The 16,987-nt window shown below is 33.9% G+C and carries 18 protein-coding genes and 1 pseudogene; 5 read left to right on the forward strand and 14 right to left on the reverse strand.

Annotated features, from left to right (window positions below; translation table 11 throughout):
* Positions 1-171 precede the first annotated feature (171 nt).
* Both BM319_RS09910 and BM319_RS25245 read right to left on the reverse strand, forming a co-directional pair.
* Positions 172-840: a response regulator transcription factor gene (locus BM319_RS09910; RefSeq protein ID WP_091022374.1), complete on the reverse strand. Its 669-nt coding sequence runs from the start codon at positions 838-840 to the stop codon at positions 172-174.
* A gap of 21 nt (positions 841-861) precedes the next feature.
* Positions 862-1,125, reverse strand: a complete 264-nt coding sequence (locus BM319_RS25245; RefSeq protein WP_139226514.1) for a sensor histidine kinase — start codon at positions 1,123-1,125, stop codon at positions 862-864.
* A 77-nt stretch (positions 1,126-1,202) separates the two neighbouring features.
* On the opposite strand from BM319_RS25245, the pseudogene BM319_RS09915 reads away from it, so the two are divergent.
* Positions 1,203-1,478, forward strand: a pseudogene (locus tag BM319_RS09915) (IS3 family transposase); the annotation flags it as partial.
* Positions 1,479-1,536: 58 nt separating this feature from the next.
* Here BM319_RS09915 and BM319_RS09920 read toward each other — a convergent pair.
* Positions 1,537-2,232: an aspartate/glutamate racemase family protein gene (locus BM319_RS09920; protein WP_091022834.1), complete on the reverse strand. Its 696-nt coding sequence runs from the start codon at positions 2,230-2,232 to the stop codon at positions 1,537-1,539.
* 123 nt (positions 2,233-2,355) lie between these two features.
* Between BM319_RS09920 and BM319_RS09925 the strand changes: the two genes are divergently transcribed.
* Positions 2,356-2,895, forward strand: a complete 540-nt coding sequence (locus BM319_RS09925; protein WP_091022376.1) for a helicase — start codon at positions 2,356-2,358, stop codon at positions 2,893-2,895.
* A 3-nt stretch (positions 2,896-2,898) separates the two neighbouring features.
* Here the strand turns inward: BM319_RS09925 and BM319_RS09930 are convergent, their stop codons facing one another.
* Positions 2,899-3,267 carry a DUF4180 domain-containing protein gene (locus BM319_RS09930; protein ID WP_069034208.1) on the reverse strand — a complete coding sequence of 123 codons (369 nt, stop codon included), beginning with the start codon at positions 3,265-3,267 and terminating at the stop codon, positions 2,899-2,901.
* Positions 3,268-3,574: 307 nt separating this feature from the next.
* Entirely contained in the window at positions 3,575-3,967 is a 393-nt protein-coding gene (locus tag BM319_RS09935; protein ID WP_025568217.1) for a spore coat protein, read from the reverse strand.
* 333 nt (positions 3,968-4,300) lie between these two features.
* Here BM319_RS09935 and BM319_RS09940 point away from each other — a divergent pair, with 333 nt between their 5' ends.
* The 3 genes from BM319_RS09940 (at position 4,301) to BM319_RS09950 (ending at position 6,540) form a co-directional block, all read left to right on the forward strand.
* Positions 4,301-4,936, forward strand: a complete 636-nt coding sequence (locus BM319_RS09940; RefSeq protein ID WP_091022379.1) for a pentapeptide repeat-containing protein — start codon at positions 4,301-4,303, stop codon at positions 4,934-4,936.
* 80 nt (positions 4,937-5,016) lie between these two features.
* Entirely contained in the window at positions 5,017-5,901 is an 885-nt protein-coding gene (locus BM319_RS09945; protein ID WP_091022381.1) for an RCC1 domain-containing protein, read from the forward strand.
* Between the two features lie 120 nt (positions 5,902-6,021).
* Positions 6,022-6,540 carry a cysteine hydrolase family protein gene (locus BM319_RS09950; protein WP_069034211.1) on the forward strand — a complete coding sequence of 173 codons (519 nt, stop codon included), beginning with the start codon at positions 6,022-6,024 and terminating at the stop codon, positions 6,538-6,540.
* Between the two features lie 169 nt (positions 6,541-6,709).
* On the opposite strand, the gene manA is transcribed toward BM319_RS09950, so the two are convergent.
* The 9 genes from manA to BM319_RS09995 all read right to left on the reverse strand — a co-directional run bounded on the left by manA (position 6,710) and on the right by BM319_RS09995 (position 16,790).
* Positions 6,710-7,654 carry a mannose-6-phosphate isomerase, class I gene (manA, locus tag BM319_RS09955; RefSeq protein ID WP_091022383.1) on the reverse strand — a complete coding sequence of 315 codons (945 nt, stop codon included), beginning with the start codon at positions 7,652-7,654 and terminating at the stop codon, positions 6,710-6,712.
* 23 nt (positions 7,655-7,677) lie between these two features.
* Positions 7,678-8,550, reverse strand: a complete 873-nt coding sequence (locus tag BM319_RS09960) for an ROK family protein (protein ID WP_025568221.1) — start codon at positions 8,548-8,550, stop codon at positions 7,678-7,680.
* A gap of 27 nt (positions 8,551-8,577) precedes the next feature.
* Complete coding sequence (locus tag BM319_RS09965) at positions 8,578-9,807, reverse strand: MFS transporter (RefSeq protein ID WP_091022385.1); 1,230 nt, start codon at positions 9,805-9,807, stop codon at positions 8,578-8,580.
* A 293-nt stretch (positions 9,808-10,100) separates the two neighbouring features.
* A complete protein-coding gene (locus BM319_RS09970; RefSeq protein ID WP_025568223.1) occupies positions 10,101-11,162 on the reverse strand; it encodes a BtaManbiosPhlase in 1,062 nt (353 codons plus the stop codon).
* 35 nt (positions 11,163-11,197) lie between these two features.
* Positions 11,198-12,142, reverse strand: coding sequence for an MTP-1 family protein (locus tag BM319_RS09975; RefSeq protein ID WP_025568224.1), 945 nt, complete (start codon positions 12,140-12,142; stop codon positions 11,198-11,200).
* Positions 12,132-13,748, reverse strand: a complete 1,617-nt coding sequence (locus BM319_RS09980) for a glycoside hydrolase family 13 protein (protein WP_286143713.1) — start codon at positions 13,746-13,748, stop codon at positions 12,132-12,134. The genes BM319_RS09975 and BM319_RS09980 overlap by 11 nt, the downstream gene beginning before the upstream one ends.
* Before the next feature lie 24 nt (positions 13,749-13,772).
* Positions 13,773-14,603 (reverse strand): carbohydrate ABC transporter permease, encoded by an 831-nt coding sequence (locus BM319_RS09985; protein ID WP_025568226.1) that lies wholly within the window; start codon positions 14,601-14,603, stop codon positions 13,773-13,775.
* Complete coding sequence (locus BM319_RS09990; RefSeq protein WP_025568227.1) at positions 14,590-15,468, reverse strand: carbohydrate ABC transporter permease; 879 nt, start codon at positions 15,466-15,468, stop codon at positions 14,590-14,592. The genes BM319_RS09985 and BM319_RS09990 overlap by 14 nt, the downstream gene beginning before the upstream one ends.
* Complete coding sequence (locus BM319_RS09995) at positions 15,468-16,790, reverse strand: ABC transporter substrate-binding protein (RefSeq protein ID WP_175495589.1); 1,323 nt, start codon at positions 16,788-16,790, stop codon at positions 15,468-15,470. The genes BM319_RS09990 and BM319_RS09995 overlap by 1 nt, the downstream gene beginning before the upstream one ends.
* Positions 16,791-16,987 lie beyond the last annotated feature (197 nt).

Here is a 16,987-nt window from a genome sequence, read left to right on the forward strand (position 1 = left end):
AAATGTCTTCTCCTAAACTATCCTTTCAACTTATTCCCCCGAATTGATTTTAAAAGTAATACAAGCCATTTTGAAAAATTTCATTTATGTAGATTTCGGTCCAAATAAAGTAGGTGTTATCTCAGATAGAAATAACATCTACTTTTTTATTTACTTTCCAAAACGTCCTTCTTACTTCACCATTCCATTCCTAAGTGCCGTTACGACTACTTGTGTTCGGTCTTCACAGCCAAATTTTTGTAATATACGATGGACATGTGATTTAACAGTACCTTCCGTTATAAATAACTTCTTACCGATTTGGTCATTTCGAAGTCCATAGGCCATTTCCTGGAGGATTTCCTGTTCACGATCAGTTGGTTTTTCGATTAGGATTGATTCACCTTTTTTACTTGGCATTGCAAATCCAGAAACAATCGCTCTAGAAAGTGCATTAGCTGCAAGAGTTGTTTTAAAAATAGCTTCTCCTTGATACGCTGAGCGAATCGCATCAAGCATTTCTTCAACTTCGGCATCTTTTAATAAAAACCCTACAGCTCCTGAGCGAATTCCTTGGTAAATATATTCTTGATCATCAAATGTAGTTAAAATAACAATTTTCGTCGTAGGTAATTGTTTCATTATTTCTTTTGTAGCATCTATTCCTGAAAGATTTGGCATTTGTATATCCATCAGAATGACATGTGGGAGTTTTTCTTTTGCTATCTTGATTGCTTCTATTCCATCAGATGCCTTACCAATTAAGTTCATATCATCTTGTAGATTTATTACATAACTAAACCCTTGCCTAATCATCGTTTGGTCATCAACTAGTAAGACCTTTATTTTTTCATTTGACATATTTTCTCACCCTTCCCTTCGTCACAATGGTATTTTTGCAACGATTTCAAAGCCATGTGGAAAAATAACTGAATACGAAAGACTACCATTCATTTTCTCTAGTCTTTCTCTCATTGATTTTAATCCAAATCCTTCATTAATTTTTTGAACATTTTGTAAATCCCCATTATCCCTTATAGTCATATTGATAACATCAGCTTCCTTTTTCAGTACAACATCTAGTTTTGTAGCTTGAGAATGACGTATAACATTTGTAATTGATTCTTGTAAAATTCTAAACAGTATTTTTTAAAAAGTATCGTTCTTATCGTGGAAACGTTGGTAGAATAGCTCCAAATCTACTTAATCGTGAGTTTTACGCATATTACCAAATGAAAAAATATCAGCATCTACTCAAAGAAAACAAAATTATCCAAAGTATGTCCCGAAAAGGTAACTGTTTAGATAATGCAGTTATTGAGAACTTCTTTGGTTTATTAAAGTCTGAATTATTTTATCTTCATGAATTTAAGAGTATCGAAGATTTCATTTTAGAATTAGAAAAGTATATCCACTACTACAATCACAAACGAATTAAGACAAAATTAAAAGGATTGGACCCTGTACAATACAGGGTCCAATCCTCCCTAGCAGCATAATTAAATTACGTGTCGAACTATTTGGGTTCACTTCATACCTTGTGGGTTTCTTTTATGATTAAATACTTAAAGCAAAATCCACAGCACTTTCAGCATGAATTCTTGTTGTATCAAAGACAGGGATACTGCAATTTTCCTGAGAGATTAACATCGTTATTTCAGTACACCCCAAAATAACCGCTTCCGCTCCGTGTTCAATTAACTGATCGATTATGTTTAAATAAACTTGCTTAGATTCTTCTTTTACAATGCCAAGACAAAGTTCTTCATAAATAATATTATGTACTAGTTTTCTTTCAGCCTCATTTGGGACGATAACATCTAAACCAAACTGCTCAATTAATCTTCCTTTATAAAAATCATGCTCCATTGTAAATGCTGTTCCTAACAAAGCAACTTTTTTAATTCCATTATTAACAATTTCTTTAGCAGTTGCATCAGCAATATGTAATAAAGGAATTTTGACCGATTCTTCAACTTCCTTTGCCATCTTATGCATTGTATTCGTACAAATAACAAGACAATCTGCTCCACTTTTCTCCAGCTTTTTAGCGATATCAATCATTATTTTCGTTAACTCATCCCATCGATCCTCAAATTGAAGCGTTTTAATTTCTTGAAAATCGACCGAATACAGTAAGCTTTTTGCGGAATGATGACCGCCAAGCTTTTCTTTTACACGTTCGTTCATCATTTGATAATACAGTAATGAAGACTCCCAACTCATACCACCAATCAGACCGATTGTTTTCATCATCATTCAACTCCAATTTCTTTTTAAGTTTTGACCTATTATTATCTCTTAAGTTTACCAAGGAAATTTAACGAGAACTATCGAATAGTTTAAGCACAATATTATGATGTAGGAGAGACCAAAATGCATGTAGAAAAAGAAAAAATATACCCTAATTGTCCGTTTATTACTAGAATAGTAGAAATTAGTGGCCAAACGAAATCCCAGTTAATCCAGAAACTTCAACAAGCTTCTATCTCAATGAATGAATATGGTGAGATGCTATTAAAAGATGAGCACTTTACAATATCAAAATCAAAGTACAGCCTTCAAACAGTTGAACTAACTGTTGGCGATCTTGGATTTTTAGAAGGAGCTACAACACCTCAAATTTATAAAAAAGCAAAGGAACTAAATTTGCAATTGTGCCCTCTCGAGCTAGGACCTTACTTAAGACTGTCATACTTAGATCAACCAGAAGGTTTTGCAGGGAATTCTGTAAAGCAGCATCAAGCTCCATCCGGTTCTATCACAATTGCATCTGAGGCATTATCTGAAGATGAAGATTTTCCAAAAGGTTTTTACATTAGACGGATAAATGGTGTACTATGGCTTCGAGGATACCGTGCTGATCATCTCCATGTTTGGAACAATGATAATCATTTTATCTTTTGTCAAAAATAGTGTTTAATTTGCTTTTGATAATCGATCAATTGCTTCATGTTCTGTTGATACAAAAAATACATTATTTCCTTTATTACACTCAAAAATGAAATCTTTTAGTGCCTTACTTGTATAACTAGAAAAGTCACCTATAATCCCAAACTTAATATTGTAATTAACGAACTTTTGAAGCACTGCTCCTGCAAGTTTCGTACTAAGATTGAAAAAGTCTTCTGAAATTGCTTCTTTATTAAGTGCTATATGATTACTTCTATAATCATAACTTATTGTCATAATAAGATCTAAAGCACTTTTTTCATCCATAAGAATTACTGAATCAGCATTGGCGATTGCAATTACTTGCCCATTTACTTCTGTTGTTTTAATATTCATCTACTCTTCCCCTTTTCAAAGTTTTTATTATTTCTACTATTTTAAAACAAAGAATATGTAGCGTGAAGCGATACTTTTGTTTTTATTTTTAATAATTAATGATAGATGAACACTAAAATACCATCTATTTTTGTCGGATTGATAAAAATAGATGGTATTAAAATCAAAATCAGGATAACTTTCTTTGAAGACGGGAGACTACCAACATCTTCAAAAAAAGTCATAAACCCTAGCAAAAAATCATTTAACAAATTTGTATAAGAGGTTTAGGACATAAACAGTTTGTCCTTTTCTTCTCCAAAAATTATTAGCCGATTTTTGCTACTATTTGTGCTAATAATGCAATTGCAGCTTGAATAACTGCTTCAAATTGAAGTTCAGTTTGTGTTACTACAATTGTATCAGCTTTTTCAATCAAAACAGATTGTGATTGTAATTGAAGGTTCTCTAAGGACTGAGCAACTTTTTGTAGCTGACTAATTCTTGGATCATCACCAAAAATTAGAATTACAGCTTCAATTGCTGCACTTAGTGAAAGTTGTACTAAAACTAAAGCTTGAGCTTCAGTCTGAGCAACTGTAATGTTGTGTGAATCACGGATTACTAAACGTTGCAATTCTGCTTGTGCATTTTCTATTCTATTAAAAGATCCTTGTCTTTGAGCTACACTAGCTCTAGATACTGGACGCATTGAATTCATAAAATCACCTCCTGAGTTTTAATATAATTTATTCAAAATAATAGAAAGTAGATTGGACAAGTATCCTAGTATAAATATGGAATTTTTAATAGATTTCGATTTTTTAAAAAGCAAAAATTAGAATAAGTGACTTAATATTCAATAGTAAATTTTATTTATAAAAGGAGAGAATTTGACAATAGAGTTAACGTTTCCACCTCATAAAATAAGGTGTTTTGTACACAGACCTACTAAAATTAATAGTCTTTTTTTAAAACTCAAAGTTCTTTATAGTAATGAGTAGTTAATCATGAATGGATGTTTCATCCAACTTATTTAAAGAGAGGAATCACTATGAAAATCGATACACCTACTATCCCCAAAGAATTAATAGCTAGAAATTTTTATGATATTTTTTATGAAGAGGACCCAGAATTAGGAATGTGTGAGATTTCTGGCTCTGTTTTTGAAAATGAAGTTGTAGATCGAGTATTTTTATATAAAGCCGTTATCAAGAATTGTAAATTTACGAATACAGATTTTAAAAATATCAGTATGACTGATGTATATTTTGAGGACTGTGATTTATCAAATTGCAATATGAGAAATTCTTCTATCCACAAAGTTATCTTTAAAAATTGTAAATTATTAGGTGCAAATTTTACGGAATCTAGCATTGGTAATGTACAATTTGAAAATTCCGTCCTAAATTTGGCACTATTCGGAGAATCAAAACTAGAAAAAGTAATTTTTCGAGACTCTGTTCTAAAAAGTACTGATTTTTATGATTGTAAATTCAAAAAAGTAGATTTTAATAGCTGTAATATTGATGGAGCAAATTTTGAACAAACATCTCTCAATGGGATAGATATTAGTAGTTCAACATTTAATGAATTAACAGTTTCAATTAGTAATCTAAATGGCTGTAAAGTTTCATCAAATCAAGCTGTTCAATTTGCAACATTGATGGGTCTAAAGATTGTAGATTAGAAGTAAGTATTTGATTAAATCTAAAGATTTTTAGTTAGAAGTACGATTTAAATCCTATTAGGAATTGGAGTGGTAAAAACATGGATTATACTTCACCAAACGAAGTGGAGTTAATAGTGAAAATGTGGCCTAAAGCTGCTATAGCTGCTGGTTATCGTCATTCCGTCGGGCTTAAATCAGATGGTACTGTGACAGCTGTTGGTGATCATAAATATGGCAAACTAGAAGTAAACGATTGGCGCGATATTGTGGCGGTTGCTGCTGGTAACGCTCACACAGGTAATTCTCATACAATTGGACTTAAATCAGACGGTACTGTTGTTGCTGTGGGATGGAATAAGCATGAACAATGTAATGTAAGTGGCTGGTGTGATGTCGTAGCGATTGCGGCTGGTTGGCGTCGTTCCGTCGGGCTTAAATCAGATGGTACAGTCGTAGCTGTAGGTCAAAATAACGATGGTCAGTGCAATGTAAGTGATTGGCACAATATAGTAGCAACAGCGGCAGGTGACTGGCATACTGTTGGACTTAAAGCGGATGGCACAGTTACAACTGTAGGTAATAATCGGTATGGCCAATGTAAAGTGAGTGGATGGCAAGAGATTGTAGCGGTTGGAGCAGGTTATCTCCATACCGTCGGGCTAAAGTCGGACGGCTCAGTTGTCGCTGTGGGATTGAATAAGGATGGTCAATGTGATGTAAGCGAATGGCACGACATGATAGCGATCTCGGCTGGTAGTAATCATACGATCGGACTTAAAGCGGACGGCACAGTTATGGCTACCGGCTTGAAAAGTCATGGCGAATGTAATGTACGTGACTGGTGCGATATTGTAGCGATTTCGGCGGGTTGTACACATACTCTTGGACTTAAATCAGATGGCACAGTTGTAGCTGTAGGCAGTAATGAATTTGGCCAATGTGATGTAAGCAACTGGCACGGTATTCAACTAACTGCAAAATAGTTTTTAAATTACAACAAGCGAAATCTTCTGGAAATAACCCTTCTCCTATGTTGTTAATAATGATATATTTTCTTCTATAAGGTGTAAAAAATAGCCAATTTTCTAAGGGGAGATTTATAAATGAAAAAAACAGCTCTTTTAGTAATTGATGTACAGGCTTTTATGTTCTCGGAATCTAATCCGGTATATAACGGGAAAACATTATTAAATAATCTCAACAAATTGATTGATAAAGCAAGAGCTACAAATACGCCAATATTTTATATCCAACATTCTGAAGAAGGTTCTCCACTTGAATACGGTACACCTGGATGGGAAATTCAGTCAGATATAGCTCCAATTGATGGAGATATCATTATACATAAAACAACACCAGACTCATTTTTCAAGACGAATTTAAAAGAAGAGCTGGCAAAACAGGAAATTAATCATTTAGTAATGGCGGGAATTCAAACGGAAATCTGTGTTGATACAACGACTAGAAACGCCTTTGGAAATGGCTATGAAATTACACTTGTTACGGATGCTCATAGTACATGGGATTCAGATGAGCTTACGGCTGATCAAATTATTAAACACCATAATCAGACTCTGCGCTGGCTAGCTGAGCCTAAAACTACTTCTGAAATTGTATTTTAAAAAGGCAGCTAATAAGCTGCCTTTTTTCTTAACAAACCCTCACTTACTTATTTGCCTCACCCTATCTGCGGTGCTTTTTAAGCCTTAGAGAAATTCACACATCATAAGGCAAGCGCTTGCATTCAGTCTGAAAATCTTCTGAAAGGATGCCTTTGTTTTCCTTTAATTTTTAAGTATGCGAAACAATTATTTCACAATCTCCATCTAAAACAAATTCCCCAAATCCAACAGGAATGATGAAGTTTGAGCCTTTTGATAAACTATATTCTTCTCCGCTATGGATCAGTTTTCCATTACCGTTTATTACACTTAAAAGTAGATATTGATCATTATAAGTTAAATAAGCCTTACCAGTAATATCCCATTTATATACGGTGAAAAATTCAGAATCTACGAATGTATTAATCTTTATATTTTCCTTTTCTTCCGTCTTAAATTCCACTTCTGTTTCTTGATGAGGAACTGTTGTTACATCGATTGCTTTATTTAAATGAAGCTCTCTTAAATTTCCTTTATGGTCTTTTCGATCATAATCGTAAACCCGGTAAGTTGTATCAGAGCTTTGTTGAGTTTCTAATACGAGAGTCCCTTCACATAAAGCATGAATCGTTCCACTTGGGACATAGAAAAAATCACCCGGCTTTATTTTTACTCGGCGAAGTAAATCTGACCATTCACCTTCTTTAATTTGTTTAATTAGTTCTTCTTTTGTTTTGGCATTATGGCCAAATATCATATGTGCATCTTCTTTACAGTCAAGTATATACCAGCATTCTGTTTTACCGAGATCACCATTTTCATTCACTTTTGCATAAGAATCTTCAGGATGTACTTGAACAGATAAATCCATATTTGCATCTAATATTTTCGTTAAAAGTGGAAAAACTTCTTCCTTTGGGTGACCAAATAATTCTGGTTGGTTTTTCCACAATTCATTTAATGCAATACCTGTAAATGGACCATTTTCAATAATGGAAGCACCATTAGGATGAGCCGAAATTGCCCAGCATTCACCCGTATTTTCATTCGGTATATTATAGTTAAAATCTGATTTTAAAGCTGTTCCTCCCCAAATTCGTTCTTTAAATACTGGTTTTAAAAATAATGGTTGCATGGTAATTTCCTCCTATAGGCTATTTAAACTAGTGCATTTTTATTTAAAGCATTGTGTGCAAGCATAAGAGCTCCGGTGATTCCAGCATTATTACCTAATTCTGGCAGTACGATAAATTCAGATAACTTTGGTAAACTAACATAATTACAAACTAGTTCATTTAAATATTTATAGATGCTATCGAAAACTTGCTTTTGATTCATTACTCCTCCACCAAGAACAATCTTCTTAGGTGATAAGATTAAAATATATTGCATAAGTGCTTGCGCAATATAGTAGCCTTCTAAGTCCCAAACTTCCTCTCGATTAACAAGGCTTGCACCATTTTCTCCCCAACGGGCTTCAATTGCTGGACCAGCAGCTAATCCTTCTAAACAATCACGATGATAAGGACATTTACCTTCATACTGATCTAATGGGTGACGTCTTACTAAAATATGTCCCATCTCAGGGTGAGTAATTCCTTGGAGTAACTCGCCATTAACAATTGCGCCTGCACCAATACCTGTACCAACAGTAATATAAAGACAGCTATCTAAGCCTTTCGCTGCTCCAAAAGTAGCTTCACCTAGTGCGGCTGCATTCACGTCCGTATTAAAACCAATTGGGACAGAAAAATGGTCTTTAAATACTTGAAGAAAAGGATAATTCTTCCATGCTGTTTTTGGCGTTGATGTAATATTTCCATAGGTAGCGCTTTCTTTATTTACATCAATTGGACCAAATGAAGCGATTCCAATTGCTCTTATTGGAAATTTATTAAAAAATTCAATCACCATTGGTATCGTTTCGTCCGGTATAGTCGTTGGAATTTGAATTCTCTCAATTAAATTTCCATTTTCATCTCCAACAGCACATACAAATTTTGTTCCCCCTGCTTCAATTGCACCTAACATACATTTTCCTCCCATTTAAAATATTTTTTATATTCCCTTTGATTCAAGCACAACTTTTGTAATTGGTTTCTTCCAAATCAAATGAAGAATTGGAATCATTACTACATATATAATTGGAAAGAAACTAAACGAAATTGGTAAAAGTACTTTGAAATCAAAGTATTTACCCATAAGTAGAAAAATAAATACCCCTATAATTCTTCCAATACCAAGCGGAATTTCTCGTATGATAATATAATCCAAGCGTTTATTCTTATAATTTGGATCTCTTTCAATTGATTCATAAATCATCGCATTCATGGATGTATTAATCATATTCATCGCAACTGGTGAAACGATCCCGAAAATAATTAGTGAAATAAGGAAAGGTAAAGTAGAAATTAGAATAGAACTTATCAGTATAAAAATCGACCCAACGGCAAAAATCTTAATTCGATCGTTTTGATTCGTTAATTTAGCTAAATAATAAAATGCAACAACCGCCACAAGCTGTGCTCCGGTATTATAGATTCCTAGATTTAATTCCCCGCCGGCTATTTTGAACGTCATCATAGTAATTAAAAAGGTTGTGTATACCCCAGAAACTATTCCATCAGAAAACATGACTAAGTACATCTTTTTCCATTCCATAGTAGGTTTTTTTACAACTTCCCAAAAATGACTTTTGGAAGAAACTGGTTTTCCTTTTACCTTTAAAGAGGTTAAAAAAGAAATAAAGAAAAATAAGCAAGTACCAGTAAAAATGACATAGTATCCCGTCATTCCATTAAATTGGGAAATAATAATTCCTGATAGAAGAGGTGCGATTACTCCTCCGATTGTCATTAAGATCCCTTGAATATACAAAAACTTGTCTCTTTGTTCATTAGTCGTTAAGTCTAAAATGGCTAAATGAACGCCAACATAATACAAACTCATTGCTAATCCATTTAAAAATCCTAATAACAAGATATGCTCATTCAATGTAGAATGGTAAAATAGCATGATTAAATAGGTTATTAAATAACAGATAAAACCTAATCGCATCGTGATCATTGGACTAGTTTTTCTAGCAATCCATGCACAAATACCAAAGCAAAAAATAATTGCAACTGACCAATATAAGCTGAAATATGCTAGTAGTGAGTATGTTTTATCAAGCTTCCATAGAAATACACTTTGAAAGATACCTGATAACGCTCCTCCAAATGTAAAAAAAGTATTCATCAATAAGTAGAACTTTAATTCTGTTGAAAAAGATTTATAAATTTGAAGCATTAATTATTCTCCTCTACCTTAGAGGGGCTATTTTCAAGGACGATTACTGCCATCTAAAAATATCAATCTATTTTGAGACGCTAGCTCCTTGACTTTAGCTACCTCTATATTTAAATTTGATAACTTCCTGCCGTAATACTCTTTCATCGGTTTCACCTTCCAGATCATTTTTAGATAAAAAAAAGGATGCATAAAGCAAGATTCTTTTACACCAATAAACAAATTTCATTTCGTTAGATTTGGGGTAAATGACAATTCCTTGTTTTATGACATCCTTTCTACAAACATAATGTTTATAAATAAGCTAGTGAATCTAATATTTCTTGTAAACTTAATTCAGCACATGCCATTGAAGTGTCTGCCACACCGTAAAACATTCTTACAACGTCACCTTCAACTAGTGCTCCACATGAAAAGACTACATTTCCAAAAAATCCTTCTACTTCATAGTCGGCTTCTGGTTGAAGTATTGGCTGGTTAGAACGAGCGATAATTCTAGTTGGGTCCTCTAAATCTAGTAAAACTGCACCCATGCAATAACGGTGATCTTCAGTCGCACCATGATATAATTCAAGCCAACCTTTTTCTGTTTTAAATGGAACAGCTCCTCCTCCCATTCGAGCACTATCCCACATACCTTCTCTTAAGCCTAATAAATGTTTATGATTCCCCCAATGTAATAGATTCGGAGATTCAGCAATCCAAATTTCTGGTTCACCGATACTTTTCGGTACAGGACGGTGAAGTGCATAGTATTTCCCATTAATTTTTTCTGGGAAAATTAATACATCTTTATTTTCAGGTGCAAAAATCATTCCGTGATGCTCAACTGATACAAAATCCTTCGTTGACACCATTGACTCACCAACACCTACTGGTGAAACGGCACTAAAATAGATGTAGTATGTATCATCAATTTGAGTAATTCGTGGATCTTCAATCCCGAATGATTCTAATTCATTTGAAGGGTATAGAAATGGTTTATCATCGATAGTAAACTGATGCCCATCTTTACTACGAGCAATTCTTAAATACGAAAGTGATGTTAAGTATTTAAACCCTTGTTTATCGCCATGTTCACTAATCGTGCGTACATCTGAAAAATCATATTTCGAATCATTTACATTAAACTCTAAAATTTCAAGTTCATTTGTAGTTGGATTAAAAACAGGTGATTTAATAATATTTGGATCTTCACTAATTGGGCGTTCTGCAACACGTAGAAGCATGATAATTTCATCATTAAATTTAGCGACACCTGCATTAAAAGCGCCAATTACTTCAAAGTCAGGACGATGTGGTTTTACTTTAGCAGGTGTTACTAATGGATTTTCTTCATATCTATATACATTCATTTTTATTAGCTCCTTTGTTTGTGTATGATTAGTACTTATTGTTCGAATTGCATAAACGGATCGACTATCCTAATTTTTTGAGCATCTGCATCACTAATTCCTGCATAAAGTACAGCTGTACCATTAGCATTACGAACTAATCCACCGCTGAATACAACATCAATTAAGTCTGGGCGCTTTGTAGGACCCGGTAAAAAGTGACTTCTTGTCGCAATTAATTCCATCTTTGAAAATGCTTCTGTTTCAGGATCAAAGCCAAATATCATTGGATAATAATGACGATTTCCCTCTTCATCAAAACTAGCAATATGACCTAACACACCAATCTTTCCATTCGATAAAAGATGTGCTTCATTTGCTCCTCCCCACTGCTCATCAATAAATTGACTTTCAAGTAATGGCGCATGATTAATTACATCTAGCGTTAAATCAGAAAGTGTTGGTATCGTTGTCCAACCAATTTTTCCTCTACCGCCTTTTTCACCTTGTGGTCTAGTTAATACACCAATACTTTTATCTTTTAACTCGATTAAACGTAGATCTTTCATTCCTTCAGGACCTTTTGCAAATTCTTCTAAATTTGTAATCGAATCACCTTTGTAAAAAACCGTTCTCCAGCCTAATTGTCCTTCTTTTTCTGGATGTGGAAAGATTTGTACTCCCCCAACCACTAACTCTCCTGCGATTCTCGTAAAAAATGGATCTTGTAATTCAAGAATAGGTGAACCTTCTCTACGTACCCACTCACCATTTTTTTCAACGAAGAAATAAACAACTGAGTGCTCACTCTCACGAGATTCAACTCTACCTGCTATAACTAACTCTCCTTCATCTTCAAAAGGAGCACTGATATTGTAAACATCATTAGTTCCGATACCAGTAAAAACGATTTTTTCTGGATTAGTTGGCTGCTTTTTCGTCGTGAATTCAAGAATTAACTCTTCACAAGTTTGAGCATTTTGCTTCTGATTAAATGTCATTCTCATATTCCCCTTTAAAAATTAATGCTTCATTTGGTAAAACCTCTATATCTTTTGAATTCTCTAAATCCGTTCGCTTAGATGAAAGAATTAGTTCAAATTGAAATTCTGTAAAAGAATCTAACGCTATCGTCTTTGGTTCACTTGTAAAGTTTAAGGTAACGATTATTTTTTCTTCATTATGCGATCGCATATAATAGACTAGATCTTCTTCATACTTTAATAATTCGTACTGCCCTAATTGCAATGAAATATGCTGACTTCTTAATTTCAATAAGCTCTTGTAATAAGAAAGGATTGAATTTGAGTTGTGTATTTGATTTTCAACATTAATATCAAGTGTTTGACTTGGGATTGTGATCCATGGTTCAACATTTGAGAAACCAGTATTGACTTGGGAGTTCCATTGCATTGGTGTTCGAGATTTATCCCTCGATTTCTCATTTGCTACTTTTAAAGCATCTTCTTCTGACTTATTCGATTGCAATTCTAATTCGTATGCAGTCAGTCCCTGAACATCCTTCATTTTTTTTATGTCATCGGTAATCCAATCTCTCATGCCAATTTCATCACCATAATAAATAAATGGAACACCCTTTGCTGTAAGCATCAATGTAGCTACTAGTTTTGATCTCTCCTCATCTCCACCAAATCTTGAAATAAAACGGGACATATCATGACTTGAGAAAAACAGTGTAGGAGTTTGGTTTTGATCATATGCTTGATCCGTTTCATATAATTGTTTAAAAATCCTATTTGCATCAAACTCTGCAATACTTCCGATATTAAAATTAAAAACTACATCTAATTTATTAACTCCTGTGTAGTCTTTAAGAATTGATATATCCTCTGATCCAACTTCGCCAACTATAAACTTATCCTCATATCGATTAACAAACTCGGCTATTTCAGAAATAATTGGTAGAATTCCTTCTTGATCTTTATCATGCAAATGAATTTGTTCATTCTTGTGAACATCATTTGGATTATCTTTGAACGTATTATTTACCTTTAAAAAATTGATGACATCTAATCGAAAACCATCTATTCCTTTTTGGAGCCAAAAGTCCATTACATCAAACATAGCTTGTTTTACTTCTGGATTTGACCAGTTTAAATCAACTTGTTCTTTTGCAAATGCATGATAATAATATTGGTTTGTGACCTCATCATATTCCCACGCTGTCCCACCAAAGAACGATTCCCAGTTATTTGGTTTATCTCTCCAAATATACCAATCTCGTTTTGGATGATTCACCCTTGATTTTGATTCTTTGAACCATTTATGCTCAGAAGATGTATGATTTAAAACCAAATCAGCAATAACACGTATTCCTCGTTTATGTGACTCTTCAATAAATAATTCGAAATCATTCATCGTTCCATAATCAGGATCAATTGAATAATAATCTGAAATGTCATATCCATTATCAACTTTTGGTGATGGATAAAACGGAGTTAACCAAATTCCACCAATTCCTAATTCTTTTAAATAGTCGAGTTTAGAAATAATACCAGTAAAGTCGCCAATTCCATCTCCATTACCATCTTTAAAGCTAGGCATATAAATTTCATAAAAAGTAGTTTGCTTCCACCAATTTGCCATTTTGTTAGAACTCCGATCCTTGAATTACTTAAGTGTAAATTGCATACCCTCTTTAAACTTTTTAGCGAATAATAAGAAGATAATAATGATAGGCAATGTTAGTAATACTGCTGCTGCATACATTGGTCCGGGATAACCACCGTAAGGTCCAAACATTTGTGATAATAAAACGTTTAGTGTTAGCATGTTATCACTCTTTGCAACTAGCATGTCCCATAAAAGCTCTGTCCATCTTTCCATAAATAAGAAGAGGAAAATAACAGTTGTGATTGATTTAGACATCGGCAAGACGATTTTAAACATGATTTGCCACTCACTTGCCCCATCTAGTTTTGCTGCTTCAATGAATGTTTCAGGAATTGCTTTGAAAAAGTTTGTGTACATAAAGACTGCCCATAAGCTCATTGCTTTCGGCAAAATCATTCCTAAGTATGAGTCATACATTCCAATTTTTTGAATGACAAGGAATGTAGGGATTAATAAAATAATCGCAGGGAAAAACATTTGAAATAAAATAAAGTTATTTATAAAGTTTCTTCCTTTAAAAGGAATTTTAGCAAGAGCGTAAGCTACCATAACTGCTGTAACCATCATTAATAAAGTAGATGCAGCTGATACAAAGAAACTATTAAAAAACGCATTAATCCAAGGCCTTGGTATTGCTGATTCACCACCAGCTAATAACCAACTATATGATTTCAACGTAAAACCTGTTGGAATTAATTTTCGGTCTACTTGACTCCAATCAGCGAATGAATTTAAAACCATATAAATATAAGGAAAAATCATAACTAGTAAGAGAATCGAAGCAATCAGGTAACGAAACCATAGTCCTTTTTTCTTAGTTCCAACCATTTCGTTTTCCCCACATTTCTAAAAGTTTTCGAATAATAAAGATTGATATAAATGTTACTACAGAGGCAATAATCGCAATTGCAGATGCATAACCAGCTTGAAGATTCGAGAACGCTCTCGTAAAGATCTCCATTTGCCATGTATTTGTTGCGAAATTCGGGCCCCCACCTGTTAATTGGTAAACCTCTGTGAAAATACCAAATGTTACACCGATTGCTAAAATAAGTACTGTAAATAATGCAGGATATAATAGAGGGAATGTAATTTTCCAAAATCGTTGCATTGGTGTTACACCATCAATTAATGCTGCCTCGTATACTTCTTTATCGATACTATCAAAACCGGAAGTTAAGATAAGGGCATAGTATCCAGTAAATTTCCAAGCAATAATAACCGCTACTGTGAATAAAGCACCAAACGGCGATCCTAACCAGTTAATATCTAAACCGAATGAATTTCTTAAGAATTCATTAATAGGGCTGTTGTATGATAAAAGCCCTTTTACAATTAATGAAGAAACTACACCTGATGCTAAATACGGAAGAAAAAATCCGATTAAAAATAAACCTTTAAACTTAGGTAAACCTTGAACGATTAAAGCTACAATGATTGAAGACGCTACAACCATCGGTACAAAAAGTGCCATAAATTTGAAAGCTACGAAAAATGCGCTCTGTACACCTGGACTTTTAAACGCTTCTGTATAATTTTCGATTCCAACAAAACTAAATGTTGGAGCAATTAAATTCCAATCAGTTAGTGATAGAAACAAAGACCACACTAGCGGAATTAGGAAAAAAACAATTGCATAAATAAGATAAGGACTGGCAAACAGCCAGCCCAACCTTCCTTGTTTAGTGCTCATTACTTAAGAGCCCCCTCAATAGCCTCTTTCATGTCTTTCCATGCAGATTTAGAATTCTTTTCACCTTTTACTACAGGATTGAATGCATATTGGCCAATATAAGTTTGAATATCATTGTATTTTGCGTTATCCATTGGCGGGATTGCATTAGGAACGGCTGCTGCATATGGTTGTAATGCTGGATTTTTATCAAAGAACGACTTAAATGTATCATTTGTTGTTAAATCATCACGTGCTGGTGGTAAGTTCGTTTTCTCAAGCCATTTCAAATCATTTTCAGGATTTGAATACACCCAATTGATAAACTTCATCGCTGCTTTTTGCTGTTCTTTTGTAGCAGAAGCATAGATAACTAAACCTTTTGTATCTGCAAATGTCTTTACATTTTCAGTAGAAATACCATCTGGTACTGGTGGTGTAGATAATGTATATGTCTCATTAAACTTCATGTTAGGGAATTTATCTGCCCAATAAGAGATTGTCCAAGGGCCGATATCGGTAAAGATGCCTAATCCAGTTTCAAATGGATCTTTAGCTTGTCTTGTTAGTAATGCATTTGATTTACGTAATTCATTTACGAAATCGAATACTTGCTCCCCGGCTTTCTTATCAGCTGTAAATTTAGAACCTTCTACGAATTTGTTACCTTCAGATGCTGCATCATATAACATGAAAAAGTCGAACCATCTTTTCCAAGCTGTAGGGTCTGCAAGGTCTGCCTTTGCCCAAACATATTTATCTGGATATTTTTCTTTTAATTTTTTCGCAACCGCTAACATTTCACTATAAGTTTTAGGTGCAGCGTTAAATCCTAATTCTTTTAAAATGTCTAATCGCCAACCAAACAGCATTGCATTTGAGTAAATTGGTAGCACGTATTGGTGATTGTCAGCAAACTGCCAACCTTTCATTGTATCGTTCATATGACGATTTTCTTTCACTTTGTCAAATCCATCTAATTCATCTAAAGGAACTAGTGCTTTACTATCAGCCAACTGTGCTGCAAATCCTCGGTTAATATTTTCAGACATTGTCGGAGCGCTACCACCTGCAATTGCAGATTGAATACTAGCTTCAGATGTTGGACTTTCTTTCATCGGACTTACATTTACTTTGATAGTTGGATTCTCTTTCGTAAATTGTTCAGCCACTTCTTTCCAATAAACTTGTTGAGTCGGATTTGGTGCAGCCCAAAATTCAATGGTCGTTACGCCATCTTTTGCTCCACCTTTTACTTCTTTGTTACCAGTAGAACAAGCTGATAAACCAGCAACAGATAATGAAGCTGCTAATAAGACTGATGATACTTTTTTCATTTTCATCTAGTATTTCCTCCAATGATTAAGATAGAATCAAAATTCTTTTAAAAAGAAAAACACGTTGACTATTTTTATATTTTTCACTTATGTACTTCATTAATCTGGAAGCGCTAACAAATACATGAAAAAAAGGTATAATAGTTGTTAGGTCATTCATAAAAATAGTTATTTGTGCCCTTTATTCACTTATCACTAAAAAC

Source organism: Bacillus sp. UNCCL81 (assembly GCF_900112535.1).
GTDB classification, from domain to species: domain Bacteria; phylum Bacillota; class Bacilli; order Bacillales; family Bacillaceae_G; genus Gottfriedia; species Gottfriedia luciferensis_B.

Bases quoted from the DNA above. Each gene is read 5' to 3' on its own strand.
- BM319_RS09935 (WP_025568217.1), bottom strand. From the start codon at position 3,967: ATGAATTCAATGCGTCCAGTATCTAGAGCTAGTGTAGCTCAAAGACAA.
- BM319_RS09975 (WP_025568224.1), bottom strand. From the start codon at position 12,142: ATGACATTTAATCAGAAGCAAAATGCTCAAACTTGTGAAGAGTTAATT.
- BM319_RS09985 (WP_025568226.1), bottom strand. From the start codon at position 14,603: ATGGTTGGAACTAAGAAAAAAGGACTATGGTTTCGTTACCTGATTGCT.
- BM319_RS09920 (WP_091022834.1), bottom strand. From the start codon at position 2,232: ATGAAAACAATCGGTCTGATTGGTGGTATGAGTTGGGAGTCTTCATTA.
- BM319_RS09930 (WP_069034208.1), bottom strand. From the start codon at position 3,267: ATGAATATTAAAACAACAGAAGTAAATGGGCAAGTAATTGCAATCGCC.
- BM319_RS09910 (WP_091022374.1), bottom strand. From the start codon at position 840: ATGTCAAATGAAAAAATAAAGGTCTTACTAGTTGATGACCAAACGATG.
- BM319_RS09970 (WP_025568223.1), bottom strand. From the start codon at position 11,162: ATGAATGTATATAGATATGAAGAAAATCCATTAGTAACACCTGCTAAA.
- BM319_RS09965 (WP_091022385.1), bottom strand. From the start codon at position 9,807: ATGCTTCAAATTTATAAATCTTTTTCAACAGAATTAAAGTTCTACTTA.
- manA (WP_091022383.1), bottom strand. From the start codon at position 7,654: ATGCAACCATTATTTTTAAAACCAGTATTTAAAGAACGAATTTGGGGA.
- BM319_RS09945 (WP_091022381.1), top strand. From the start codon at position 5,017: ATGGATTATACTTCACCAAACGAAGTGGAGTTAATAGTGAAAATGTGG.
- BM319_RS09960 (WP_025568221.1), bottom strand. From the start codon at position 8,550: ATGTTAGGTGCAATTGAAGCAGGGGGAACAAAATTTGTATGTGCTGTT.
- BM319_RS09925 (WP_091022376.1), top strand. From the start codon at position 2,356: ATGCATGTAGAAAAAGAAAAAATATACCCTAATTGTCCGTTTATTACT.
- BM319_RS09995 (WP_175495589.1), bottom strand. From the start codon at position 16,790: ATGAAAATGAAAAAAGTATCATCAGTCTTATTAGCAGCTTCATTATCT.
- BM319_RS09940 (WP_091022379.1), top strand. From the start codon at position 4,301: ATGAAAATCGATACACCTACTATCCCCAAAGAATTAATAGCTAGAAAT.
- BM319_RS09980 (WP_286143713.1), bottom strand. From the start codon at position 13,748: ATGGCAAATTGGTGGAAGCAAACTACTTTTTATGAAATTTATATGCCT.
- BM319_RS09990 (WP_025568227.1), bottom strand. From the start codon at position 15,468: ATGAGCACTAAACAAGGAAGGTTGGGCTGGCTGTTTGCCAGTCCTTAT.
- BM319_RS09950 (WP_069034211.1), top strand. From the start codon at position 6,022: ATGAAAAAAACAGCTCTTTTAGTAATTGATGTACAGGCTTTTATGTTC.